The organism is Thermolongibacillus altinsuensis (assembly GCF_004341205.1).
Taxonomy (GTDB): domain Bacteria; phylum Bacillota; class Bacilli; order Bacillales; family Anoxybacillaceae; genus Thermolongibacillus; species Thermolongibacillus altinsuensis.
This window is the reverse complement of the sequence record NZ_SLUL01000001.1, coordinates 128,227-146,247: the sequence shown is the minus strand read 5'-3', so window position 1 is coordinate 146,247 and position 18,021 is coordinate 128,227. Positions and strand designations below refer to the sequence as shown.

Below are 18,021 nucleotides of genomic sequence, written 5' to 3'. Positions count from 1 at the left end.
TCCGCCCTCTTTATTCTTGTACTGGTCCGCTAAAGACGACAAGCACTATAATGAATCCCGCTACGATCATACATATATACGCAATAATCGCAAGAATCGCTTTGAAAAATTTATTTTTTAATTTATAACGGCTGAAATAAATGGAAAAGACCGCAATAAACATGAGCGCCATTCCTGTCAGCGCAACCCACATTTTCACAAGTCCCGGTGACATCGACATCCCCCTTTGTTTCCTGTTTAAGAAAGTATATGCGATCCATGTTGGAGCCAAGTTTATTCATGTTTCATCTCAAGCGAGCATCCCTCTGCTTTCTATGTTTCAAGCCGAAAGCTTTAGCCGAATGTTTTCTTTCTTTATCATCGGTCCCATTATAGCATATTTCGACACAAAAAAGCTGAAGTAAAGCGGGGCTTCTTTACTTCAGTCTACGACTAAACACGCTCCACCCATTCAAGCCTGCGAATGGTTTCATAGCATTGTATGCATGTGCGCGATTTCCGCCATCTTCACATGCCTATTTCCCGAAAAATTACAAAGAAATATTCACTAAATCTTCCAGTTCTGATGTTTTTCCGCGCGCCATTAATGAATCAACTGCGCTTTTGACATCTTTTCCGTTAAACAACACGTCATAAAGCACATTTGTAATCGGCATTTCCACCTGCATTTTTTGCGCAAGTTGATAAGCGGCTTTTGTCGTACGCACCCCTTCGACAACCATGCCCATATTCGCAAGAACTTCGTCTAAACAATGACCTTTTCCAAGCAAGTTTCCCGCGCGCCAGTTTCGTGAATGAACACTTGTACACGTTACAATTAAGTCGCCGATCCCCGTAAGCCCCGCAAACGTGAGCGGATTGGCGCCGAGCTTGCTTCCTAATCGCGCCATTTCTGCCAAACCGCGCGTCATCAATGCCGCTTTTGCATTATCTCCGTATCCTAACCCATCTGTAATTCCCGCTGCGAGCGCAATAATATTTTTCAGCGCTCCGCCAATTTCCACGCCGATCAAATCTGGGTTTGTGTAGACGCGAAAATACTGATGATTCATGAATAAATCTTGAATTTTCTCGGCTGCTTCCATATTTTTTGAAGAGACTGTCACCGTCGTCGGATGGCGCAAACTCACTTCTTCCGCATGACTTGGCCCAGACAACACGACGACATCTTTTAACAGATGTGCCGGCATCTCTTCTTCAATAATTTCCGAAATGCGCTTATTCGTATCCGGTTCAATCCCTTTGCTGACCGAGACGATCGTAAGCGGCTCCTTTGCGCATTGGCGCACTTTTTGCAACACTTCGCGAATCGCCTTCGTCGGAACGGCTAAAACGACCACCTCTACGCCTTCAAGCGCCTTTTGTAAATCAAAAAAACCGACGATCGCTTCAGGCAATTGAATGCCCGGCAAATATTGCTCATTTGTATGCTTTTCATTAATTTCGTCGATTTGTTCTTTTCGATGCCCCCATAATCGAACCGCATGGCCGTTATCCGCAAGAACGATCGACAAGGCCGTTCCCCAACTGCCCGCTCCTAACACCGCAACTTGCTCCATCTTCGCATTTCCCCCTTGTTATTTTCTAGGTCTAGCGATCAACTTAATCGGCGTTCCTTCAAAACCGAACGTTTCGCGAATGCGATTTTCTAAAAAGCGTTCGTACGAAAAATGCATCAATTCTGGATCGTTCACAAACACAACGAACGTTGGCGGCTTTACAGCCACTTGAGTCATGTAATAAATTTTCAAACGTTTACCGTTATGCGTCGGCGTCGGATTCATCGCAATCGCATCCATCAACACTTCATTCAATACGTTCGTTTGCACGCGCATGGCGTGATTTTCGCTCACCGTATTAATGATTGGCAGAAGTTTGTGCAAGCGTTGCTTCGTTTTCGCCGAAACAAAGACGATCGGCGCATAATCGAGAAATTGGAAATGGTCGCGAATCTTTTTCTCAAATTGCTGCATCGTCTTGTCGTCCTTTTCAATCGCATCCCATTTGTTAACGACAATGACGACCGCACGCCCTGCCTCATGGGCATAACCGGCAATTTTTTTATCTTGCTCAATAATCCCCTCTTCCGCATTTAACACAACAAGCACGACATCAGAACGTTCAATCGCTTTTAGTGCACGCAATACGCTATATTTTTCTGTGCTTTCATACACTTTTCCGCGCTTGCGCATTCCTGCTGTATCGATGATCACATACTCTTGCCCATCTCGCTTGAAATGCGTATCAATCGCATCGCGCGTCGTGCCGGCAATGTCGCTCACGATCACGCGCTCCTCGCCTAAAATCGCGTTCACAAGTGACGATTTACCGACATTTGGACGGCCGATTAAACAAAACTTAATGACATCTGGATCATATTCTTTCTCTTCTCGCTTCGGAAAATGAGCGACAACCGCATCTAATAAATCACCGATGCCTAATCCGTGCGTTCCTGAGATTGGAATCGGCTCGCCGAAACCGAGCGTATAAAAATCGTAAATTTGCTCGCGCATCTCCGGATTATCAATTTTGTTAACCGCCAGTACAACCGGCTTATTGGAACGATATAAAATTTTAGCAACCTCTTCGTCAGCTGCTGTTACGCCATCCCGTCCATTCGTCATAAAAATGATGACGTCCGCTTCATCAATCGCGATTTCTGCTTGTTGGCGAATTTGCGCTAACAGCGGCTCATCGCCAATTTCAATTCCCCCTGTATCAATGATGTTGAACGAAGTATTCAACCATTCCGCACTGCTATAAATACGATCGCGCGTCACGCCAGGCACGTCTTCAACAATCGAAATACGTTCTCCGACAATTCGGTTAAAAATGGTTGACTTCCCGACATTTGGACGACCCACAATCGCTACAACTGGTTTTGCCATCTTCATTTATACCTCCTTTAGCTTATATTCGAAGGCCGAACAAAAAAGAAGCCCTTCTTCTGAAGGGTCTAGCTTTCCCATTTTATCAAAAAAATCAATGTTTCACAATAATAAGCAAATCTTCGCTTAACGCATGCGCAATTCCATCTAAAATCGCTTCTAAATTAGCCGCCACACGCTGCATTTCTTCATCTGTTTGGCACACAAACGTCGGAGCTCCTCCTGCCACTTTATGCGGCGAAGTCGTAATGATCGCTAAAATCACTTTTTCAACCGTCATCGCAATGGTCTCCCTTCCTTATTTGCTTCCGCTTTCGTCGGCATCCGAATGGCGTTTTCCAGCGTCGGCACGTTGCGAATAATCGCTTTGGCTTTTTCAATATCTTTCTCTTGCGGCAAAATAAAAATTCCGACCCGTCCATCATCTAAATCGCGCTTTGCGAGCGGCACAAGCGCAGGCGTTCCCGAATCCCGATACACGCCAAGCGCCGTCGATACGTCGTGCAAAATTGCTTGACGCTGGCCGAGGTTCGCAATCGTTGAACGCGCGTTAAAATTTTTCGGTTTTAAAATAAAGCCCATGCCGTAACGTAAAATCTCTTCTTGGCGCGCCTTTAAGCCGATGTTCATAATATAAATGTTGTCGACATACAACCCCGCCCCTTCAAAATGCGGCTCGACATATTCAATATCGACAATATCGCCAAGTCGACTGCCAGACATAAATTTGCGCGCAACCACAAATGAAATAATCGCTGCCACTAAACCCGTCCATATGTTTCCGACTAAATACGCAAACGTCGACACGAACGAAGCAAAAATGACCAAATAGTTTCTCCCTTCAAACACGATGGCAATTCCTTCAATATATGTTTTTCCGCGCCGCACCAATTCGTATTGATCGAGTTCATTAAGCGTGTTGCGCTCCATGTTGCGCACATCGCGAAATTGTGATGCGGCTAATGCTAAAAACGTAATCGCGGTAAATTCTTTTTCCATAATCGCTGGAACGGCAACCGTCCCAAGCCCTGACGCAATAAAGCCAAGCGCAATATGAATAATTTTGCCGTGCAAATAGGTCGGGTATTGACGGTAATCCGTTTTTAATAAATAAAGCCGAGTCAACAATCCGACCGTCATACCGAATAAAATCGGGTACGTATACTCATTCATGTTTTCATCTCCTTCATCCGTCTTTGGAATAACGAATCGACGTACGTTGGAAGTTGTTCAAAAAAGCGCCAAGCAAATAAAAACGAAACGGACAACATCCATCCATCGAAAAAGAAAAGCGAACCGATCAGATTGTGAAACGAAAATTGCCGCAAAATGAACGAATATAAAAATTCCCCTTGACAACAACCAACGGTCAATAGTAACAATCGCGAAAAAAACGGACGATACAGCGCAAACGTCACACAAACTAGCATGCATGCAAGCATCCACGTTTCATTCATAAATATCCAAACAGGATCAAACAACGCAAGCAAATGAAAACTGACATACGTAATCGTCACAATCGCACTTGCAAAAGCGAAATAAATAAACGCACGACCTCTCCGTTTCATCACAAATTGATACGCGACAGCGAGCAAAAACAAATAGGCAAACGAAAACTGAAACGGCCCAATCGTCATTTCATGGGCGGATAAAATGATTAACAAAAGCAAATGACTGCAAACAAATAAACGAAACCGATCTTTGCGCATGAAAAACGTATAAATGATCCAAATCAACCAAGAAAGCCAATAAAAATAAATCCCTTCCACCTAAGCACCTCCATTCTCCATTATGGCTTATTTTCCAAAAATTAATCGATGCATACAAAAAAAGAACCATTGCCATAGTAAAAAGGAGAAGGAGGGAAAGAGATGGGAAAAGATCGCCAAGAAAAGAAATTAAAGGAGTCTCGTCGCGTTGAATCCGATCGCGATCCCGCAAACAATTACAAAGGAGCAACAAAAACAGAAAAATAGGAGACGGATCTGTCCGTCTCCTTTTATCTTCGGCTATAGCGCGTCGTATCAATTCCGCGTTCATGCAGCCAGTGATGCGTTTCACCGCGAATGACAAGAGGCACCCGTTGCAGCTTCGCAATGGTTTTCGCCCCAAGCGCTGTCATGATCAACGTTAAATCTTCATGAAGAAGCGTTATTTCTTCCATGAGTTTCTCTATCCCTTCTTCTACTAACAAACGCAATACATATCCAGCCATCCCAACAGCGGATGCGCCAAGTGCAATTGCTTTCGCAACATCAAGCGCATTTTGAATGCCGCCGCTGCCAATAATCGAAACGTTCGGAACCGTTTGGGCAATCTCGGCAATCGAGACGGTCGTCGACATTCCCCAACGCTCGAAATAAGCCAGGCGTCTCGCCCTTCGTTCATTTTCAATGCGCGCAAAATTGGTGCCGCCGAACCCTCCGACGTCAACAGCTATCACACCGACGTTTGCTAGCTTTGCCGCCGTTTCTTTGCTCATGCCGAAGCCGACTTCTTTGACGATGACAGGGACTTCAACTCCGCGAACGATTTGCTCAATGCGTCGCAACGCTTTGCTAAAATCACGATCTCCTTCGGGCATGACTAGCTCTTGAACGACATTTAAATGAATTTGCAACGCATTTGCTTCAATCATGTCGATCGCTCGTTTCGCCTGTTCAACCGTCGCTTCACTCCCCAAATTAGCAAAAATGATCCCATCGCGATTGACTTGGCGAATGACGGCAAAAGAAGCCCGTTCGCGTTCGTCATTTAACGCAGCCATTTGCGAGCCGACCGCCATTGCCAAGCCACACTGTTTAGCAACATATGCTAATTGCTCATTAATTTTTAGCGTCGCTTCGCCACCACCACCCGTCATCGCATTGATAAAAATCGGCGAACTTAGTGAAAGTTCGCCGATTTGTGTCGCGAGATTGATTTGAGTGGTGGAAACGTCAGGTAAACTATTATGCACGAACACGATGTCATCAAAACCGTGCAAGCGGCTTTGACCAGTTGCGAGCGCATATTCGATATGCTCTAATTTTCGTTTTGCTCGTTCCACCGTTGCATCACCATTATTTTAATTTTTTCAATTGCTCCCCAATCACTTCGCCGAGCTGAAATCCCGTTGACTCCACTGTATTTGTATATTCGCGATAATCTTCTTCTGCCGCCGTTTCTTCTAAAAGCTCACGGATGCTTAATGACAGCCGTCGTTCCTGTTCATTGACTGAAAGCACTTTCACTTTGACTTGCTCGCCTTCTTTTAACACTTCATGCGGCGTGCCGATATGTTTCGTTGAAATTTGGGAAATGTGTACGAGTCCTTCCACACCCGGAAACACTTCAACGAACGCACCGAACGGAACAAGACGCTTTACCGTTCCTTCAACGACATCGCCTTCCTTTATTTTTTGCTCAATGCCTTCCCACGGACCAGGCAATGCTTCTTTAATCGACAATGAAATGCGCCCATTGTCGCGGTCAACCGAAAGCACTTTGACTTTCACCTTTTGCCCTTTCTCAACAACATCAGATGGATGTTCTACGCGCGTATGTGCCAATTGCGAAATATGTACAAGCCCATCGACGCCGCCGATATTGACAAACACGCCAAAGTCAGTAATGCGCTCCACCGTGCCTTCAAGCACTTGACCTGCTTCAAGCGATTGTAATAGCGCTTTCTTTTTCGCCGCTTCCTCTTCTTCAACAACCGCTCGATGAGACAAAATGACGCGATTTTTCTCACGATCAAGTTCAACGACTTTCACGGTAAGCGAACGGTCTTTGTAATCTGAAAAATCTTCAACGAAGTTTGTTTCTACAAGCGAAGCTGGGATGAAGCCGCGAACGCCAACATCTGCGACAAGTCCACCTTTTACGATGTCTTTCACAACAACGGTAAACGTCTCACCAGCTGCAAATTTTTGTTCGAGATCCTCCCATGCTTTTTCCGCATCGGCTGCTTTTTTTGATAAGATGAGCGCCTCGTCTTCCACTTTTTTCACTTTCGCAACGACTTCATCGCCAACGGAAAGCGCATCGCTCGCTTTTTCGATATGAAGGCCAGAAATTTCGCTAATCGGGATGATGCCCATTAGCTTGCTTCCTTCAACATCAACGAATACTTGTTTGTCCTCCACCTTTGTTACTTGTCCCTTTACGGTGTCGCCAACTTCATAGGCGCGCACCTCGACTTGATTCATTTCTTCCATCCTAATACCCTCCTTACACTCCACACCTGCTCGACGACAGAAATATATGTTCAATGGGCAAAGCAACCATTTGCTCGTCCCATTTGACACACAAGAAAAAAATTCCTTTTTTACTAATCTCTAATAAAACGAACATTTTGTCAAGTTTGAATTACTGATGCGCCTCAAGAAGCTGACGAATATGTTCCATAATGAGCGCTGTCGCCTCATCGGCGCTCGCCTTTCTTTCGCGCAACGGTGCAAAATCAATCGGTGGACCGTAAACAACTTTGACGCGGTGAAACAGCCGGTACGGACCGATAATGGCGCACGGAACAACCGCAGCCTCGCTCCGCAAAGCGAAAAAACCGGCACCTGCCAATCCTTTTCCAAGCTTTCCATCTCTGCTGCGCGTTCCTTCCGGGAACAATCCGAGCACCTTCTTCTCTTTTAACAGCGCAAGGCCCGTTCGCAACGCTTCTCGGTCCCCCATTCCGCGCCGCACCGGAAACGCGTGCAGATGTTGAACGATCTGCTTTAAGAGCGGAACGCGAAACAGTTCCGCTTTTGCCATAAAGTGTACAGGGCGCGGGCACGTAATTCCGATCATCGGTGGGTCGAAGTTGCTAATATGGTTTGCGCAAATTAATACGCTACCTTCTTTTGGAATATGCTCCACTCCGATTGTTTCCACGCGATAAAGCGGCGCAAGCACGCTTTTAACAACTGCGCGAGCAAACGTGTAAAAGCTCACTCTCGCCCAACCCTTTCTTCAACAATTTTCATAATTTCCGAAACGACATCATCAATCGATAATGACGTCGTATCAATTTCGATCGCATCCTCTGCTTTTTTAAGCGGAGCGACTGCGCGCTCAGAATCAATTTTGTCACGACGCGCGATTTCTTCTTTGAGCTGCTCTAAATCGGAAGGAAAGCCGCGAGCAATATTTTCGGCATGACGTCTCTTTGCCCGCTCTTCTACAGATGCCAATAAGAAAATTTTTACTTCAGCATTCGGAAGCACATGCGTGCCGATATCACGCCCGTCCATCACGACGCCGCCATCCTTGGCAAACTCTCGCTGGCGTTTCACCATTTCTTCACGTACTGCTGGATGTTTGGCAACATAGGAAACAGAATTCGTCACATCGCTCTTGCGAATGAGCTCTGTTACATCTTCCCCGTTGACAAACACAAGTTGTCCACGCTCAGATGGCTTTAATTCAATATATGTATCATTCAGTACATTCATTAATCCTTTTTCATCGTTCACATCAACGCCACGCTTCAAAGCGCAGTACGTTAACGCGCGATACATCGCACCTGTGTCAATATAAAGATAAGATAATGTTTCCGCCAATCGTTTGGCAACCGTACTTTTTCCAGCCGCAGCTGGTCCATCAATGGCAATTGAAATTTTCTTTTCCATAAACCCTCCTACCACACTTCATCGTTTTCAGCAAAAAAGCAGGAATGACCCTGCTCTTTCTATTTTAACATATAGGCTATGGTCGGTCGAATGTTTCAACCGCTTTTGTCATAGAATTTTTCGTTACTCCTTCATATTGCACCACTTTTACAACATATGGAGCAAAAGGGGTATACAAAAGAAGAAATTGGGCAAGCAATAAAAAAATAAACTGAATAAGGACTAGTTTCCATAAAATTCGTTCGATCGTTTTCATGTCCGCTCTCCCTTTATTCACACTTTGTTTTTATTATGGGAGAAACGGGCGCGATTTATTCTTTCAGCCATTCTTCTTTCTTCTTTGCTTCTAATTGCTTTTCAAAGCTGTAACGAATGAGCAATAACCGCTCTGCATCGCTCACTTCCATAAATTGTAATGACGCCTTTGGTACGCTATCGTTAAAAATGCGTACGACTTTTGCTAAAAGGCGCAAATAATGATAGTCGCCTGAACGCATATGAAGAACAAACCACGTTTCGATCATCATTCCCGCTTTGAGTCCTGCTATTTCATTCGGCAAGACAATCGCTGCCCCGCCTGCGCTAATATCGCTTGTCACCGTTGTAAACGGCTCAAATTCACCGTTTAGAGGATGAATGGCAACATCGACGATCGCATCGACGCGCACAAATTGCCGCCGTTGTACGCGCACCAGTTGCTCATCACCGGGATACGCTAAAATGAGCATTGGAATGTTCTTCTTTACTCTTCCTAACACTTCTGTATCAAACGAATAAAACGATTCATCCTCTCCGACAAAACCCGCTTTCAACTGCATGCCATCCAGTAAAAAAACGGTTCGGTTCGTCTTTACATTGAACGGATAATCGACATATACTTTTCCATCTTCTAATTCCACAACTTTGCACTTATATGTCTCCACTTTCTCGCTATATTTCGGTTCGAGCGTAAGCACATGGCCGATTTTAATCAATGATTTTCCCCCCGATTTGCTGCTTTTTTCTATTATTTTTGCTTCTCCCTTTATTCTAAAAAGATTTGTTGCAATTGCTCAAAATCGTTTGTCTGCTCTAAGGCAACAAGCAGCTTTATGCGCGCTTTTTGTCCGTTTAACCCATTTGAAAAGATCACACCCATCTCTTTTAGCTGTTTGCCACCTCCTTCATAGCCGTAAATATCTTGAACAATTCCGTTAAAACAACGCGAAACAAGCACGACAGGAGTGCCGTCATCAAGCAGCGTTTTGACCCCTTTAGCGGCTTTTGGCGGCAAGTTTCCTTGACCAAGCGCTTCAATGACAACACCGTCCGGCTTAAGCGTTCGCACCGCATGAAAAATAGCATCATCCATTCCCGCATATGCCTTCAGCAACAACACATTTTTACTTAATGAAGAAATGGGATACGTCGTTCGTTTCGTCGGCGCATGATGAAAAAAGACCCCGCGCTTCGTCACGATTCCAATCGGTCCGTATTGCGGGCTTTGAAAAGTCGCTACGTTGCTCGTATGCGTCTTTGTCACGTTTTTTGCTGTATGAATTTCGTCGTTTAAAACGACTAATACCCCTTTGCCGCGCGCCTCTTCACTCGCGGCCACTTTCACTGAGGAAATTAAATTATACAACCCGTCTGCACCGATTTCGTTGCTTGAGCGCATCGCCCCTGTTACGACAATCGGCACATCGCATTGCACCGTCAAATCTAAAAAATAGGCGGTTTCCTCAAGCGTATCCGTTCCATGCGTAATAACAACACCATCAAACTGTTTCTCTCGTACTTTTTGTTGAATATAATTGCGGAGTTTCAACATATGTTCAGGCGTCATATGAGGTGAAGGTAAATGAAACAATTGCTCGACATCAATGTCGGCAAGACTCGAAACGGACGGCAATGCATCATGCAACGGATGCGTTTCATCGGGCTTGACTGCCCCCGATTCATCTTCTTTCATCGAAATCGTTCCGCCGGTATGAACAATGAAGATTCTTTTCATTCAACCCTCTCCTAAACTACATAATTCATCATTTTCAACATGACAATAACATGATACCATTAAAATGAAAAGAAAAGAAATGGAAACGAGGATGAAGTATGTGGGCCATTATTTCTGCGGGCATTGCGCCAGGACTCGCATTGCTCAGCTATTTTTATTTAAAAGATGAATATGAAACAGAACCTTTATCACTTGTTTTCCGCATGTTTTTATACGGGGCATTTTTAGTGTTTCCGCTTATGTTTATTCAATACGTATTAAAAGTGGAGCATATCGTCACAACGAACTTTTTCGAAGCTTTTCTTGCAACAGGTTTGTTAGAGGAGTTTTTTAAATGGTTTATTTTCTACTACGCCATTTATGATCACCGTGAATTTAATGAACCATATGATGGAATCGTTTATGGCGTGAGCGTTTCCCTCGGCTTTGCGACGCTTGAAAACATTTTATACTTGTTTGCCAACGGCGTCGAATTTGCGATTGCGCGCGCTCTCTTGCCTGTTTCAAGCCACGCGTTATTTGGCGTCATCATGGGCTTTTATTTAGGAAAAGCAAAGTTTGGCGCCGCAGCCAAAACAAAGCGTTATCTTTTTCTCTCCTTTTTGCTTCCGTTTTTCTTTCACGGCACGTATGATTACATTTTGCTGACGCAAGAAAAATGGATGTATTATATGCTCCCATTCATGATTTTTTTATGGTGGCTTTCGCTCAAAAAGGTGAAGCTCGCCAAAGGAATGTCCGCCATTCATCTCATTGAACAATCTGCCAAAAGCCAAGCGTAATGCTTGGTTTTTTTTTACGCATAAAATTGCCGTTTTTACAAAAAATAGTGCTAAAAGGCATGGTTTACACATTAAGGGAGGTCCAGCAATGCGAAAAGTGCTTATTTGCTTTCTACTTCTTTTCACCTTTAGTCATGCGCCAAACGCTCAGGCATTTTCAAATCAAATCATTCAACGAGGAGCATCAGGCGATGACGTTATCGAACTGCAATCTCGATTACAATATCTCGGCTTTTACAAAGGAAAAATTGACGGCGTATTCGGATGGAGCACGTATTGGGCCGTTCGTAACTTTCAGTACAAATTCGGCTTGCCGATTGACGGCCTCGTCGGTCAAACAACAAAGCAAAAGCTTGTACGAAACTCAAAATATTACAAATCATTCGTTTACGAACAATTGCGAAAAGGAAATTCGTTCACCCATTATGGCGGCGTTCCGCTCAGTCAGCAAGTGAAAGCGCGTAAAACGAACACAACACAGGCAAAAAAAACAGCGAATACATCAGCCAACGTGCCAAACGGTTTTTCCCAAAACGACATTCGCCTGATGGCCAATGCGGTGCATGGTGAAGCGCGCGGCGAACCGTACATCGGCCAAGTGGCAGTCGCAGCAGTCATTTTAAACCGCGTCGAAAGTCCCTCATTCCCAAACACAGTCGCAGGCGTCATTTTTGAACCGGGGGCGTTTACTGCCGTATCTGACGGTCAAATTTGGCTCACTCCAAACGAAACCGCGCGAAAAGCGGTGCTTGATGCTTTAAATGGCTGGGACCCATCAGGAGGAGCGCTCTACTATTTTAATCCGAGCACAGCAACGAACGGATGGATTTGGAGCCGTCCGCAAATTAAACGAATCGGCAAACATATTTTTTGCAAATAGGAGGGGAGCACGTTGTTAAGAATATTGCTCATCGCTGTACTATCAATCGGCGTTGCTGGAACAGCTTACTGGGGCTATCGCGAGCATCAACAAAAAAACGCGGTGCTTATTCACGCTGAAAACAACTACCAGCGCGCATTTCATGATTTAACATATCAAATCGATTTACTTCATGATCAAATCGGGACAACGCTGGCCATGAATTCGCGGCAATCGCTCTCGCCAGCGCTTGCTGAAGTGTGGCGCCTTTCATCCGAAGCGCATGCGACGGTTGGACAACTCCCGCTTTCTCTCTTACCGTTCAATAAAACGGAAGAATTTTTAGCGAACATCGGCACGTTTAGTTATCGAACAGCTATTCGTGACTTAGAAAAGGAACCGTTAAACAAAGAAGAATATGCAACCCTGCAACAGCTTTATAAAAAGGCGGCAGACATTCAACAAGAATTGCGCAACGTTCAACATTTAGTATTGCAAAATAACTTGCGCTGGATGGATGTAGAACTGGCCCTTGCGACGAATCAAAAGCCGAATGACAATACGATTATTGACGGCTTTAAAACCGTTGAAAAAAATGTCCAATCGTATAAGGAAACCGATTTTGGTCCAACGTTTACAAGCGCTGAAAAAGGACAAAAGGGCTTTGCGCATTTAGAAGGAAAAAATATTACCGAAAAAGAAGCGAAACAAATCGCCAAAACGTTTCTCGGCTTAAAAGGAAATGAACGAATAAGCGTTGTTCATAGCGGCAAAGGCGCAAGCGACGGCTTTTATAGCGTCACCGTTCAAAATCCAAAAACAAAAAGTGAAACCTATATGGACATAACCAAAAAAGGCGGGTATCCCATTTGGGTCATTGAAAACCGCCCCGTCAAAAAGCAAAATATAAGTTTAAACGAAGCAACGATGCGCGGTCTTGACTTTTTGAAAAAACATAAGTTTAAAAACTTAGAGCTTTATGAAAGCACACAATATGACAATATCGGCGTTTTGACGTTCGTCACAAACGAAAACGGAATTCGTATCTATCCAGAAGCGATTAAAATGAAAATCGCGTTAGATGATGGCACGATCATCGGTTTCTCAGCTCGCGATTATTTATCTTCGCCTACGAAGCGCCAAGTCGTGAAACCAACGTTATCCGCCGCCGAGGCGCGCGCCAAAATCAATCCGAGCGTTCAAATTATGGAGGAACGAAAAGCGATCATCCTCAACAACTTAAACAAAGAAGTGCTGTGCTATGAGTTTTTAGGCACGCTAGGGGATGATACGTACCGCATTTTCATTAACGCGGAAAACGGCATAGAAGAAAAAGTGGAAAAACTACAAAACCCTGAACCCGTTTATGGATAAATTTAACGAGAAGGCTGTCCCCAAAAAAAGGACAGCCTTCTTTGTTTACCGTTCCGTCGTCGCTACAATCGCTTCTCGCATGATTGAGATCATCGCCTCTAAATCAGCGATTGCGCTCGTAAGCGGGGGCATAAACACGATTACATCACCAAGCGGACGCGTAAGCATACCAAGCTCGCGCATTTTTAACGTTGTTTGATAGCCGATGCGCTCTGTCCACGGATATGGTTCGTTCGTCTCGCGGTCGCGCACCAATTCAATTCCGCACATCAGCCCAAGCTGACGCACATCACCAACGTGTTTTAATTCGGTAAATGTCGCAAGCTGCTCCGCGACAAACGCCGCTTTTTCTTCGACTTGTTCAATCAACCGCTCCTTTTCAAACAAGGCAATATTCGCAAGCGCCGCTGCACACCCTAGCTGATTGCCCGTATACGAATGACCGTGAAAAAACGTCTTCAGTTCACAGTAATCGCCGTAAAACGCCTCGTAAATCGCTTCCGTCGTCAACGTTGCCGCAATCGGCAAATAGCCTCCGGTAATGCCTTTTGCCACCGTCATAATGTCTGGCGAAACGTTCTCGTGCTCAACAGCAAAGCGTTTTCCAGTCCGTCCAAATCCAGTCGCCACTTCATCAACAATGAGAAGAATGTTATATTTTCGGCAAAGCTGCTCGACACCTTTTAAATATCCTTTCGGCATGATGTGCATACCGCCTGCTCCTTGAACGATCGCCTCGACAATCATTGCGGCAATTTCTTCATGATGTTGTTCAAACAACGCTTCTAATTGTGCGAGCGCTTCATCGCGAACGACATTTGGGTCGTTGCTTGGATGGCGATACACCATTGGAAATGGCGCTTTATAGCTTGTAAACATAAGCGGATGATACACCGTATGGAAAATGTCGATCGATCCGACGCTAATCGCTCCGACCGTATCTCCATGATAACCGTTTGTTAACGTCACAAATTTTTGTTTTTGTGTTTCGCCGAGATTGTGCCAATATTGAAACGCCATCTTTAAAGCGATTTCGACCGACTCTGCTCCGCTATCCGAATAAAAAACGCGCGTCAAATTAGGCGGCGTCCATTCGATTAATTTTTCCGCTAACTCAATCGCTGGAATGTTCGCTGCCCCTAACAGCGTCGAATGGGCGATGCGCTCTAACTGCTTGCGAATCGCTTCATCCATTTCTTTTTTCCGATGGCCGTGCACGTTCAGCCAAAGCGATGAATACCCGTCATAATACGTTTTTCCGCTTATATCTTTTAGAAAAATGCCTTCTCCGCTTTCAATGACGAGCGGATTTTCTTCATAATCTTTCATTTGCGTAAACGGAAGCCATAAATATTTTTTGCTTTTTTCGAGCCATTGTTCGCTCATCGCCACCATTCCCCTTTCCATATTCCGTTCACTTCATCAAACCGGATCGGATTCATGTATGGAATCATTCCGATAACAGGAATGCCTGTCATTTTTTCAATCATTCGCACATTGTCCATTTCTACGTCCGTCGGCGGCTCCGAAAATCCGTTCATTACGATCCCCGCTAATGAAAGACCGCGCTTTTTCGCATACTCTATCGTTAATACCGTATGATTAATCGTTCCTACTCCTGTACGCGCGACGATAATGACAGGAAGCTGTAAATCCGCTGCCAAATCAGCGATCATATACGCATCATCAACAAGCGGTACCGCGATGCCACCTGCTCCTTCGACGAGGACGCATTCGTATGTTTCTTGCAATAAGCGGACGTGAGAAACAATCTCCTTCGGATCGATCGTTACCCCGTCCAACTTTGCCGCCAAATGAGGGGAACATGGCGTTTTTAACAAATATGTACAACATTCTTCCTCATTCACATGAGCAACGCGCCGATACATTTCAACATCGGGAGCCACCCACTTTTCATCCTTCCACTCCGCTCCGCTTTGCACAGGCTTATAAGCGATGGAGGAAACTCCGTTTTGCTGAAGCGTATGCAACAACAGAGTCGTCACAATCGTTTTTCCAACATCGGTATCTGTTCCTGTAATGAAAAATCCTTTCATTTCCTCTCCCCCTTTATTTTGTTAACTTATATTTTATAATAGTTAACAATTTTTCACAACAAAAAAAAGGTGCCCTTCTTATTCGGACACCTTTTTTTCCCTCTCAGCAATGCATGCCGCAATTTGTTCGCCATGAAAGCGACCGTTTTCAATAAAAATTTCATTCGCATTGTTTCCAGCAGCAATGACGCCAGCGATAAAAATGCCTTCAACGTTCGTTTCCATCGTTTCTGGGTTGTAAAGCGGACGTCCTGTTTCTTCATCAATGCCGACGCCCATTTTCTTTAAAAATTCATGATCCGGATGATACCCGGTCATCGCAAAGACGAAATCGTTTTTAATTTTCTTTTCCTCCCCGTTCACCGTATAAATGACCGCATCTTCAGTAATTTCTTTTACATGGGCATTGAACTCCATCTTAATGACGCCTTGGCGAACGAGCGAATCAAACTCTGGCAAAATCCACGGCTTAATGCTTGGAGAATATTCAGAGCCGCGATAAAGAACAGTGACGCGCGCACCTGCCTTGACAAGCTCTAACGCCGCATCAACGCTTGAGTTTTTCCCGCCGATGACCACGCAGTCCGTATTGTAGTAAGGGTGCGCTTCTTTGAAATAGTGCGTCACTTTTGGCAAATCTTCACCGGGAACGTTCATATAATTTGGATTGTCATAATATCCTGTCGCAATGACAACGTACTTAGCTTCATACACATCTTTCGTCGTTGTGACCGTGAACATTCCGTTCGTTTCTTTGACGACTGACTCAACTTTTTCAAACGCATGGACGCGAATGTTTTTGCGCGTCACTACTTCGCGGTAATAGGCGAGCGCTTGGTTGCGCTTCGGTTTGCGATTTTCTGTAATAAACGGCACCCCGCCAATTTCTAACCGATCGCTTGAGCTGAAAAACGTTTGGTGAGTCGGGTAATGATATAGCGAGTTGACGATATTTCCTTTTTCGATCACAAGCGGAGAAAAGCCAACGTCTTGCAAAGCAATCGCCGCAGCTAATCCGCACGGACCGCCGCCAACAATAATGATTTGTTCTTTTTGCAACTGATTTCACCTCGTGAAAAAAAATCTCCTATCATACAATGATAGGAGATTTTTAGCACTTGTGCAAATATTAAATCCAACCGCGGAATCGGCACGCTTCGGCCATTTTTCGTACGCCAACCATATAAGCCGCTAAACGCATATCCACGCCGCGCGTTTGTGCCGTTTCATAAACATTATTGAACGCTTTGACCATTACTTTTTCTAATTTCTCTTCAACCTCTTCTTCTGTCCAATAATATCCTTGGTTGTTTTGCACCCACTCAAAGTATGACACCGTCACGCCGCCAGCGCTAGCAAGCACGTCTGGAACGATCAAGATACCTCGCTCCGTTAAAATTTCCGTCGCCTCAAGCGTCGTTGGACCGTTTGCCGCTTCGACAACAATTTTCGCTTTAATGTTATGCGCATTTTCTTCTGTAATTTGGTTTTCAATCGCAGCTGGAACTAAAATGTCGCAGTCGAGCTCAAGCAACTCTTTATTGGTGATTGTATTTTTAAACAGCTTCGTCACCGTTCCGAAACTATCACGGCGATCAAGCAAGTAGTCGATATCCAAGCCGTTTGGATCGTACAATCCGCCGTATGCATCGGAAATACCGATTACTTTCGCCCCTGCATCATGCATAAATTTCGCTAAGTAGCTGCCCGCGTTTCCAAATCCTTGCACAACCACGCGTGCACCTTTTAAATCAATGCCGCATTTTTTCGCCGCTTCACGAATGCAAATCGTAACACCTTTTGCCGTTGCCGTTTCACGGCCGTGTGATCCACCTAGAACAAGCGGCTTTCCTGTAATAAATCCAGGCGAGTTAAACTCGTCGATTCGGCTATATTCATCCATCATCCACGCCATAATTTGTGAGTTTGTAAACACATCTGGCGCTGGAATATCTTTTGTCGGACCGACGATTTGGCTAATCGCACGAACATAGCCGCGGCTTAATCTCTCTAGCTCGCGGAACGACATCGTGCGCGGATCGCAAACGATGCCGCCTTTTCCACCGCCATAAGGCAAGTCAACAATGCCGCATTTTAAACTCATCCAAATTGAAAGTGCTTTCACTTCACGTTCTGTTACGTTTGGGTGAAAGCGAATCCCCCCCTTTGTTGGACCGACCGCATCATTATGTTGTGCACGGTAGCCAGTAAAAATTTTCACCGAGCCATCATCCATGCGCACCGGAATTTTCACCGTTAGCATGCGAATTGGCTCTTTTAATAGCTCATACACTTCCTCAGGATATCCGAGTTTTTCGAGCGCTCTATGTATGACGATTTGTGTCGCGCGGAGAATATCGTGTTTGTCTTCGTGTTTTTCTTCGTTGGTATGCTTTTCGGCTACCATTTGTAAACCTCCCATGACCATTTGTAAAATATTGTCCACCTTTCATGTC

Annotated in this window: 21 protein-coding genes; 4 read left to right on the top strand and 17 right to left on the bottom strand. The window is 44.8% G+C overall.

The window, feature by feature from the left end:
* Positions 1-10: 10 nt before the first annotated feature.
* The 6 genes from EDD69_RS00810 to EDD69_RS00785 all read right to left on the bottom strand — a co-directional run bounded on the left by EDD69_RS00810 (position 11) and on the right by EDD69_RS00785 (position 4,657).
* On the bottom strand, positions 11-214 hold the full coding sequence (locus EDD69_RS00810; protein ID WP_132947069.1) for a DUF2768 domain-containing protein: 204 nt from the start codon (positions 212-214) through the stop codon (positions 11-13).
* 316 nt (positions 215-530) lie between these two features.
* Positions 531-1,559: an NAD(P)H-dependent glycerol-3-phosphate dehydrogenase gene (locus EDD69_RS00805; protein ID WP_132947068.1), complete on the bottom strand. Its 1,029-nt coding sequence runs from the start codon at positions 1,557-1,559 to the stop codon at positions 531-533.
* Positions 1,560-1,577: 18 nt separating this feature from the next.
* Positions 1,578-2,888 (bottom strand): ribosome biogenesis GTPase Der, encoded by a 1,311-nt coding sequence (gene der / locus EDD69_RS00800; RefSeq protein ID WP_132947067.1) that lies wholly within the window; start codon positions 2,886-2,888, stop codon positions 1,578-1,580.
* 94 nt (positions 2,889-2,982) lie between these two features.
* Positions 2,983-3,168: a capping complex subunit for YIEGIA gene (locus EDD69_RS00795; protein ID WP_132947066.1), complete on the bottom strand. Its 186-nt coding sequence runs from the start codon at positions 3,166-3,168 to the stop codon at positions 2,983-2,985.
* Entirely contained in the window at positions 3,165-4,061 is an 897-nt protein-coding gene (locus EDD69_RS00790) for a YIEGIA family protein (protein WP_132947065.1), read from the bottom strand. The genes EDD69_RS00795 and EDD69_RS00790 overlap by 4 nt, the downstream gene beginning before the upstream one ends.
* Positions 4,058-4,657 carry a YphA family membrane protein gene (locus tag EDD69_RS00785; protein WP_132947064.1) on the bottom strand — a complete coding sequence of 200 codons (600 nt, stop codon included), beginning with the start codon at positions 4,655-4,657 and terminating at the stop codon, positions 4,058-4,060. Before EDD69_RS00785 ends, EDD69_RS00790 begins: the two co-directional genes overlap by 4 nt.
* A gap of 102 nt (positions 4,658-4,759) precedes the next feature.
* On the opposite strand from EDD69_RS00785, the gene EDD69_RS00780 reads away from it, so the two are divergent.
* Entirely contained in the window at positions 4,760-4,864 is a 105-nt protein-coding gene (locus tag EDD69_RS00780) for a YpzI family protein (RefSeq protein WP_132947063.1), read from the top strand.
* Positions 4,865-4,887: 23 nt separating this feature from the next.
* On the opposite strand, the gene fni is transcribed toward EDD69_RS00780, so the two are convergent.
* The 7 genes from fni to EDD69_RS00745 form a co-directional block, all read right to left on the bottom strand.
* On the bottom strand, positions 4,888-5,937 hold the full coding sequence (gene fni / locus EDD69_RS00775) for a type 2 isopentenyl-diphosphate Delta-isomerase (RefSeq protein ID WP_132947062.1): 1,050 nt from the start codon (positions 5,935-5,937) through the stop codon (positions 4,888-4,890).
* 13 nt (positions 5,938-5,950) lie between these two features.
* Positions 5,951-7,090, bottom strand: coding sequence for a 30S ribosomal protein S1 (gene rpsA / locus EDD69_RS00770; RefSeq protein ID WP_132947061.1), 1,140 nt, complete (start codon positions 7,088-7,090; stop codon positions 5,951-5,953).
* Between the two features lie 151 nt (positions 7,091-7,241).
* Positions 7,242-7,823 carry a lysophospholipid acyltransferase family protein gene (locus tag EDD69_RS00765; RefSeq protein ID WP_132947060.1) on the bottom strand — a complete coding sequence of 194 codons (582 nt, stop codon included), beginning with the start codon at positions 7,821-7,823 and terminating at the stop codon, positions 7,242-7,244.
* Positions 7,820-8,500, bottom strand: a complete 681-nt coding sequence (gene cmk, locus EDD69_RS00760) for a (d)CMP kinase (RefSeq protein ID WP_132947059.1) — start codon at positions 8,498-8,500, stop codon at positions 7,820-7,822. Before cmk ends, EDD69_RS00765 begins: the two co-directional genes overlap by 4 nt.
* 76 nt (positions 8,501-8,576) lie before the next feature.
* A complete protein-coding gene (locus tag EDD69_RS00755; protein WP_132947058.1) occupies positions 8,577-8,756 on the bottom strand; it encodes a YpfB family protein in 180 nt (59 codons plus the stop codon).
* A gap of 55 nt (positions 8,757-8,811) precedes the next feature.
* Positions 8,812-9,474 carry a flagellar brake protein gene (locus EDD69_RS00750; protein ID WP_132947057.1) on the bottom strand — a complete coding sequence of 221 codons (663 nt, stop codon included), beginning with the start codon at positions 9,472-9,474 and terminating at the stop codon, positions 8,812-8,814.
* Positions 9,475-9,524: 50 nt separating this feature from the next.
* The gene (locus EDD69_RS00745) at positions 9,525-10,493 is read right to left on the bottom strand and encodes an asparaginase (RefSeq protein WP_132947056.1); all 969 of its coding nucleotides are present in this window, start codon (positions 10,491-10,493) and stop codon (positions 9,525-9,527) included.
* Positions 10,494-10,591: 98 nt separating this feature from the next.
* Here EDD69_RS00745 and prsW point away from each other — a divergent pair, with 98 nt between their 5' ends.
* The 3 genes from prsW to ypeB all read left to right on the top strand — a co-directional run bounded on the left by prsW (position 10,592) and on the right by ypeB (position 13,508).
* A complete protein-coding gene (gene prsW / locus EDD69_RS00740) occupies positions 10,592-11,275 on the top strand; it encodes a glutamic-type intramembrane protease PrsW (protein WP_132947055.1) in 684 nt (227 codons plus the stop codon).
* A gap of 88 nt (positions 11,276-11,363) precedes the next feature.
* Positions 11,364-12,155: a spore cortex-lytic enzyme gene (gene sleB, locus EDD69_RS00735; RefSeq protein ID WP_132947054.1), complete on the top strand. Its 792-nt coding sequence runs from the start codon at positions 11,364-11,366 to the stop codon at positions 12,153-12,155.
* Between the two features lie 12 nt (positions 12,156-12,167).
* Positions 12,168-13,508, top strand: a complete 1,341-nt coding sequence (gene ypeB / locus EDD69_RS00730; protein WP_132947053.1) for a germination protein YpeB — start codon at positions 12,168-12,170, stop codon at positions 13,506-13,508.
* A 45-nt stretch (positions 13,509-13,553) separates the two neighbouring features.
* Here the strand turns inward: ypeB and bioA are convergent, their stop codons facing one another.
* From bioA to EDD69_RS00710, 4 genes are all read right to left on the bottom strand, one after another.
* Positions 13,554-14,915, bottom strand: coding sequence for an adenosylmethionine--8-amino-7-oxononanoate transaminase (gene bioA / locus EDD69_RS00725; RefSeq protein ID WP_132947052.1), 1,362 nt, complete (start codon positions 14,913-14,915; stop codon positions 13,554-13,556).
* Positions 14,891-15,565 (bottom strand): dethiobiotin synthase, encoded by a 675-nt coding sequence (gene bioD / locus EDD69_RS00720; protein ID WP_132947051.1) that lies wholly within the window; start codon positions 15,563-15,565, stop codon positions 14,891-14,893. Before bioD ends, bioA begins: the two co-directional genes overlap by 25 nt.
* 78 nt (positions 15,566-15,643) lie before the next feature.
* Positions 15,644-16,624 (bottom strand): YpdA family putative bacillithiol disulfide reductase, encoded by a 981-nt coding sequence (locus tag EDD69_RS00715; RefSeq protein WP_132947050.1) that lies wholly within the window; start codon positions 16,622-16,624, stop codon positions 15,644-15,646.
* A 70-nt stretch (positions 16,625-16,694) separates the two neighbouring features.
* On the bottom strand, positions 16,695-17,972 hold the full coding sequence (locus tag EDD69_RS00710; protein WP_132947049.1) for a Glu/Leu/Phe/Val family dehydrogenase: 1,278 nt from the start codon (positions 17,970-17,972) through the stop codon (positions 16,695-16,697).
* Between the last annotated feature and the right edge of the window lie 49 nt (positions 17,973-18,021).

Bases quoted from the DNA above. Each gene is read 5' to 3' on its own strand.
- EDD69_RS00790 (WP_132947065.1), bottom strand. From the start codon at position 4,061: ATGAATGAGTATACGTACCCGATTTTATTCGGTATGACGGTCGGATTG.
- sleB (WP_132947054.1), top strand. From the start codon at position 11,364: ATGCGAAAAGTGCTTATTTGCTTTCTACTTCTTTTCACCTTTAGTCAT.
- bioA (WP_132947052.1), bottom strand. From the start codon at position 14,915: ATGGAAAGGGGAATGGTGGCGATGAGCGAACAATGGCTCGAAAAAAGC.
- bioD (WP_132947051.1), bottom strand. From the start codon at position 15,565: ATGAAAGGATTTTTCATTACAGGAACAGATACCGATGTTGGAAAAACG.
- rpsA (WP_132947061.1), bottom strand. From the start codon at position 7,090: ATGGAAGAAATGAATCAAGTCGAGGTGCGCGCCTATGAAGTTGGCGAC.
- cmk (WP_132947059.1), bottom strand. From the start codon at position 8,500: ATGGAAAAGAAAATTTCAATTGCCATTGATGGACCAGCTGCGGCTGGA.
- EDD69_RS00805 (WP_132947068.1), bottom strand. From the start codon at position 1,559: ATGGAGCAAGTTGCGGTGTTAGGAGCGGGCAGTTGGGGAACGGCCTTG.
- der (WP_132947067.1), bottom strand. From the start codon at position 2,888: ATGGCAAAACCAGTTGTAGCGATTGTGGGTCGTCCAAATGTCGGGAAG.
- EDD69_RS00755 (WP_132947058.1), bottom strand. From the start codon at position 8,756: ATGAAAACGATCGAACGAATTTTATGGAAACTAGTCCTTATTCAGTTT.
- EDD69_RS00810 (WP_132947069.1), bottom strand. From the start codon at position 214: ATGTCACCGGGACTTGTGAAAATGTGGGTTGCGCTGACAGGAATGGCG.
- EDD69_RS00795 (WP_132947066.1), bottom strand. From the start codon at position 3,168: ATGACGGTTGAAAAAGTGATTTTAGCGATCATTACGACTTCGCCGCAT.
- EDD69_RS00745 (WP_132947056.1), bottom strand. From the start codon at position 10,493: ATGAAAAGAATCTTCATTGTTCATACCGGCGGAACGATTTCGATGAAA.
- EDD69_RS00780 (WP_132947063.1), top strand. From the start codon at position 4,760: ATGGGAAAAGATCGCCAAGAAAAGAAATTAAAGGAGTCTCGTCGCGTT.
- EDD69_RS00710 (WP_132947049.1), bottom strand. From the start codon at position 17,972: ATGGTAGCCGAAAAGCATACCAACGAAGAAAAACACGAAGACAAACAC.
- prsW (WP_132947055.1), top strand. From the start codon at position 10,592: ATGTGGGCCATTATTTCTGCGGGCATTGCGCCAGGACTCGCATTGCTC.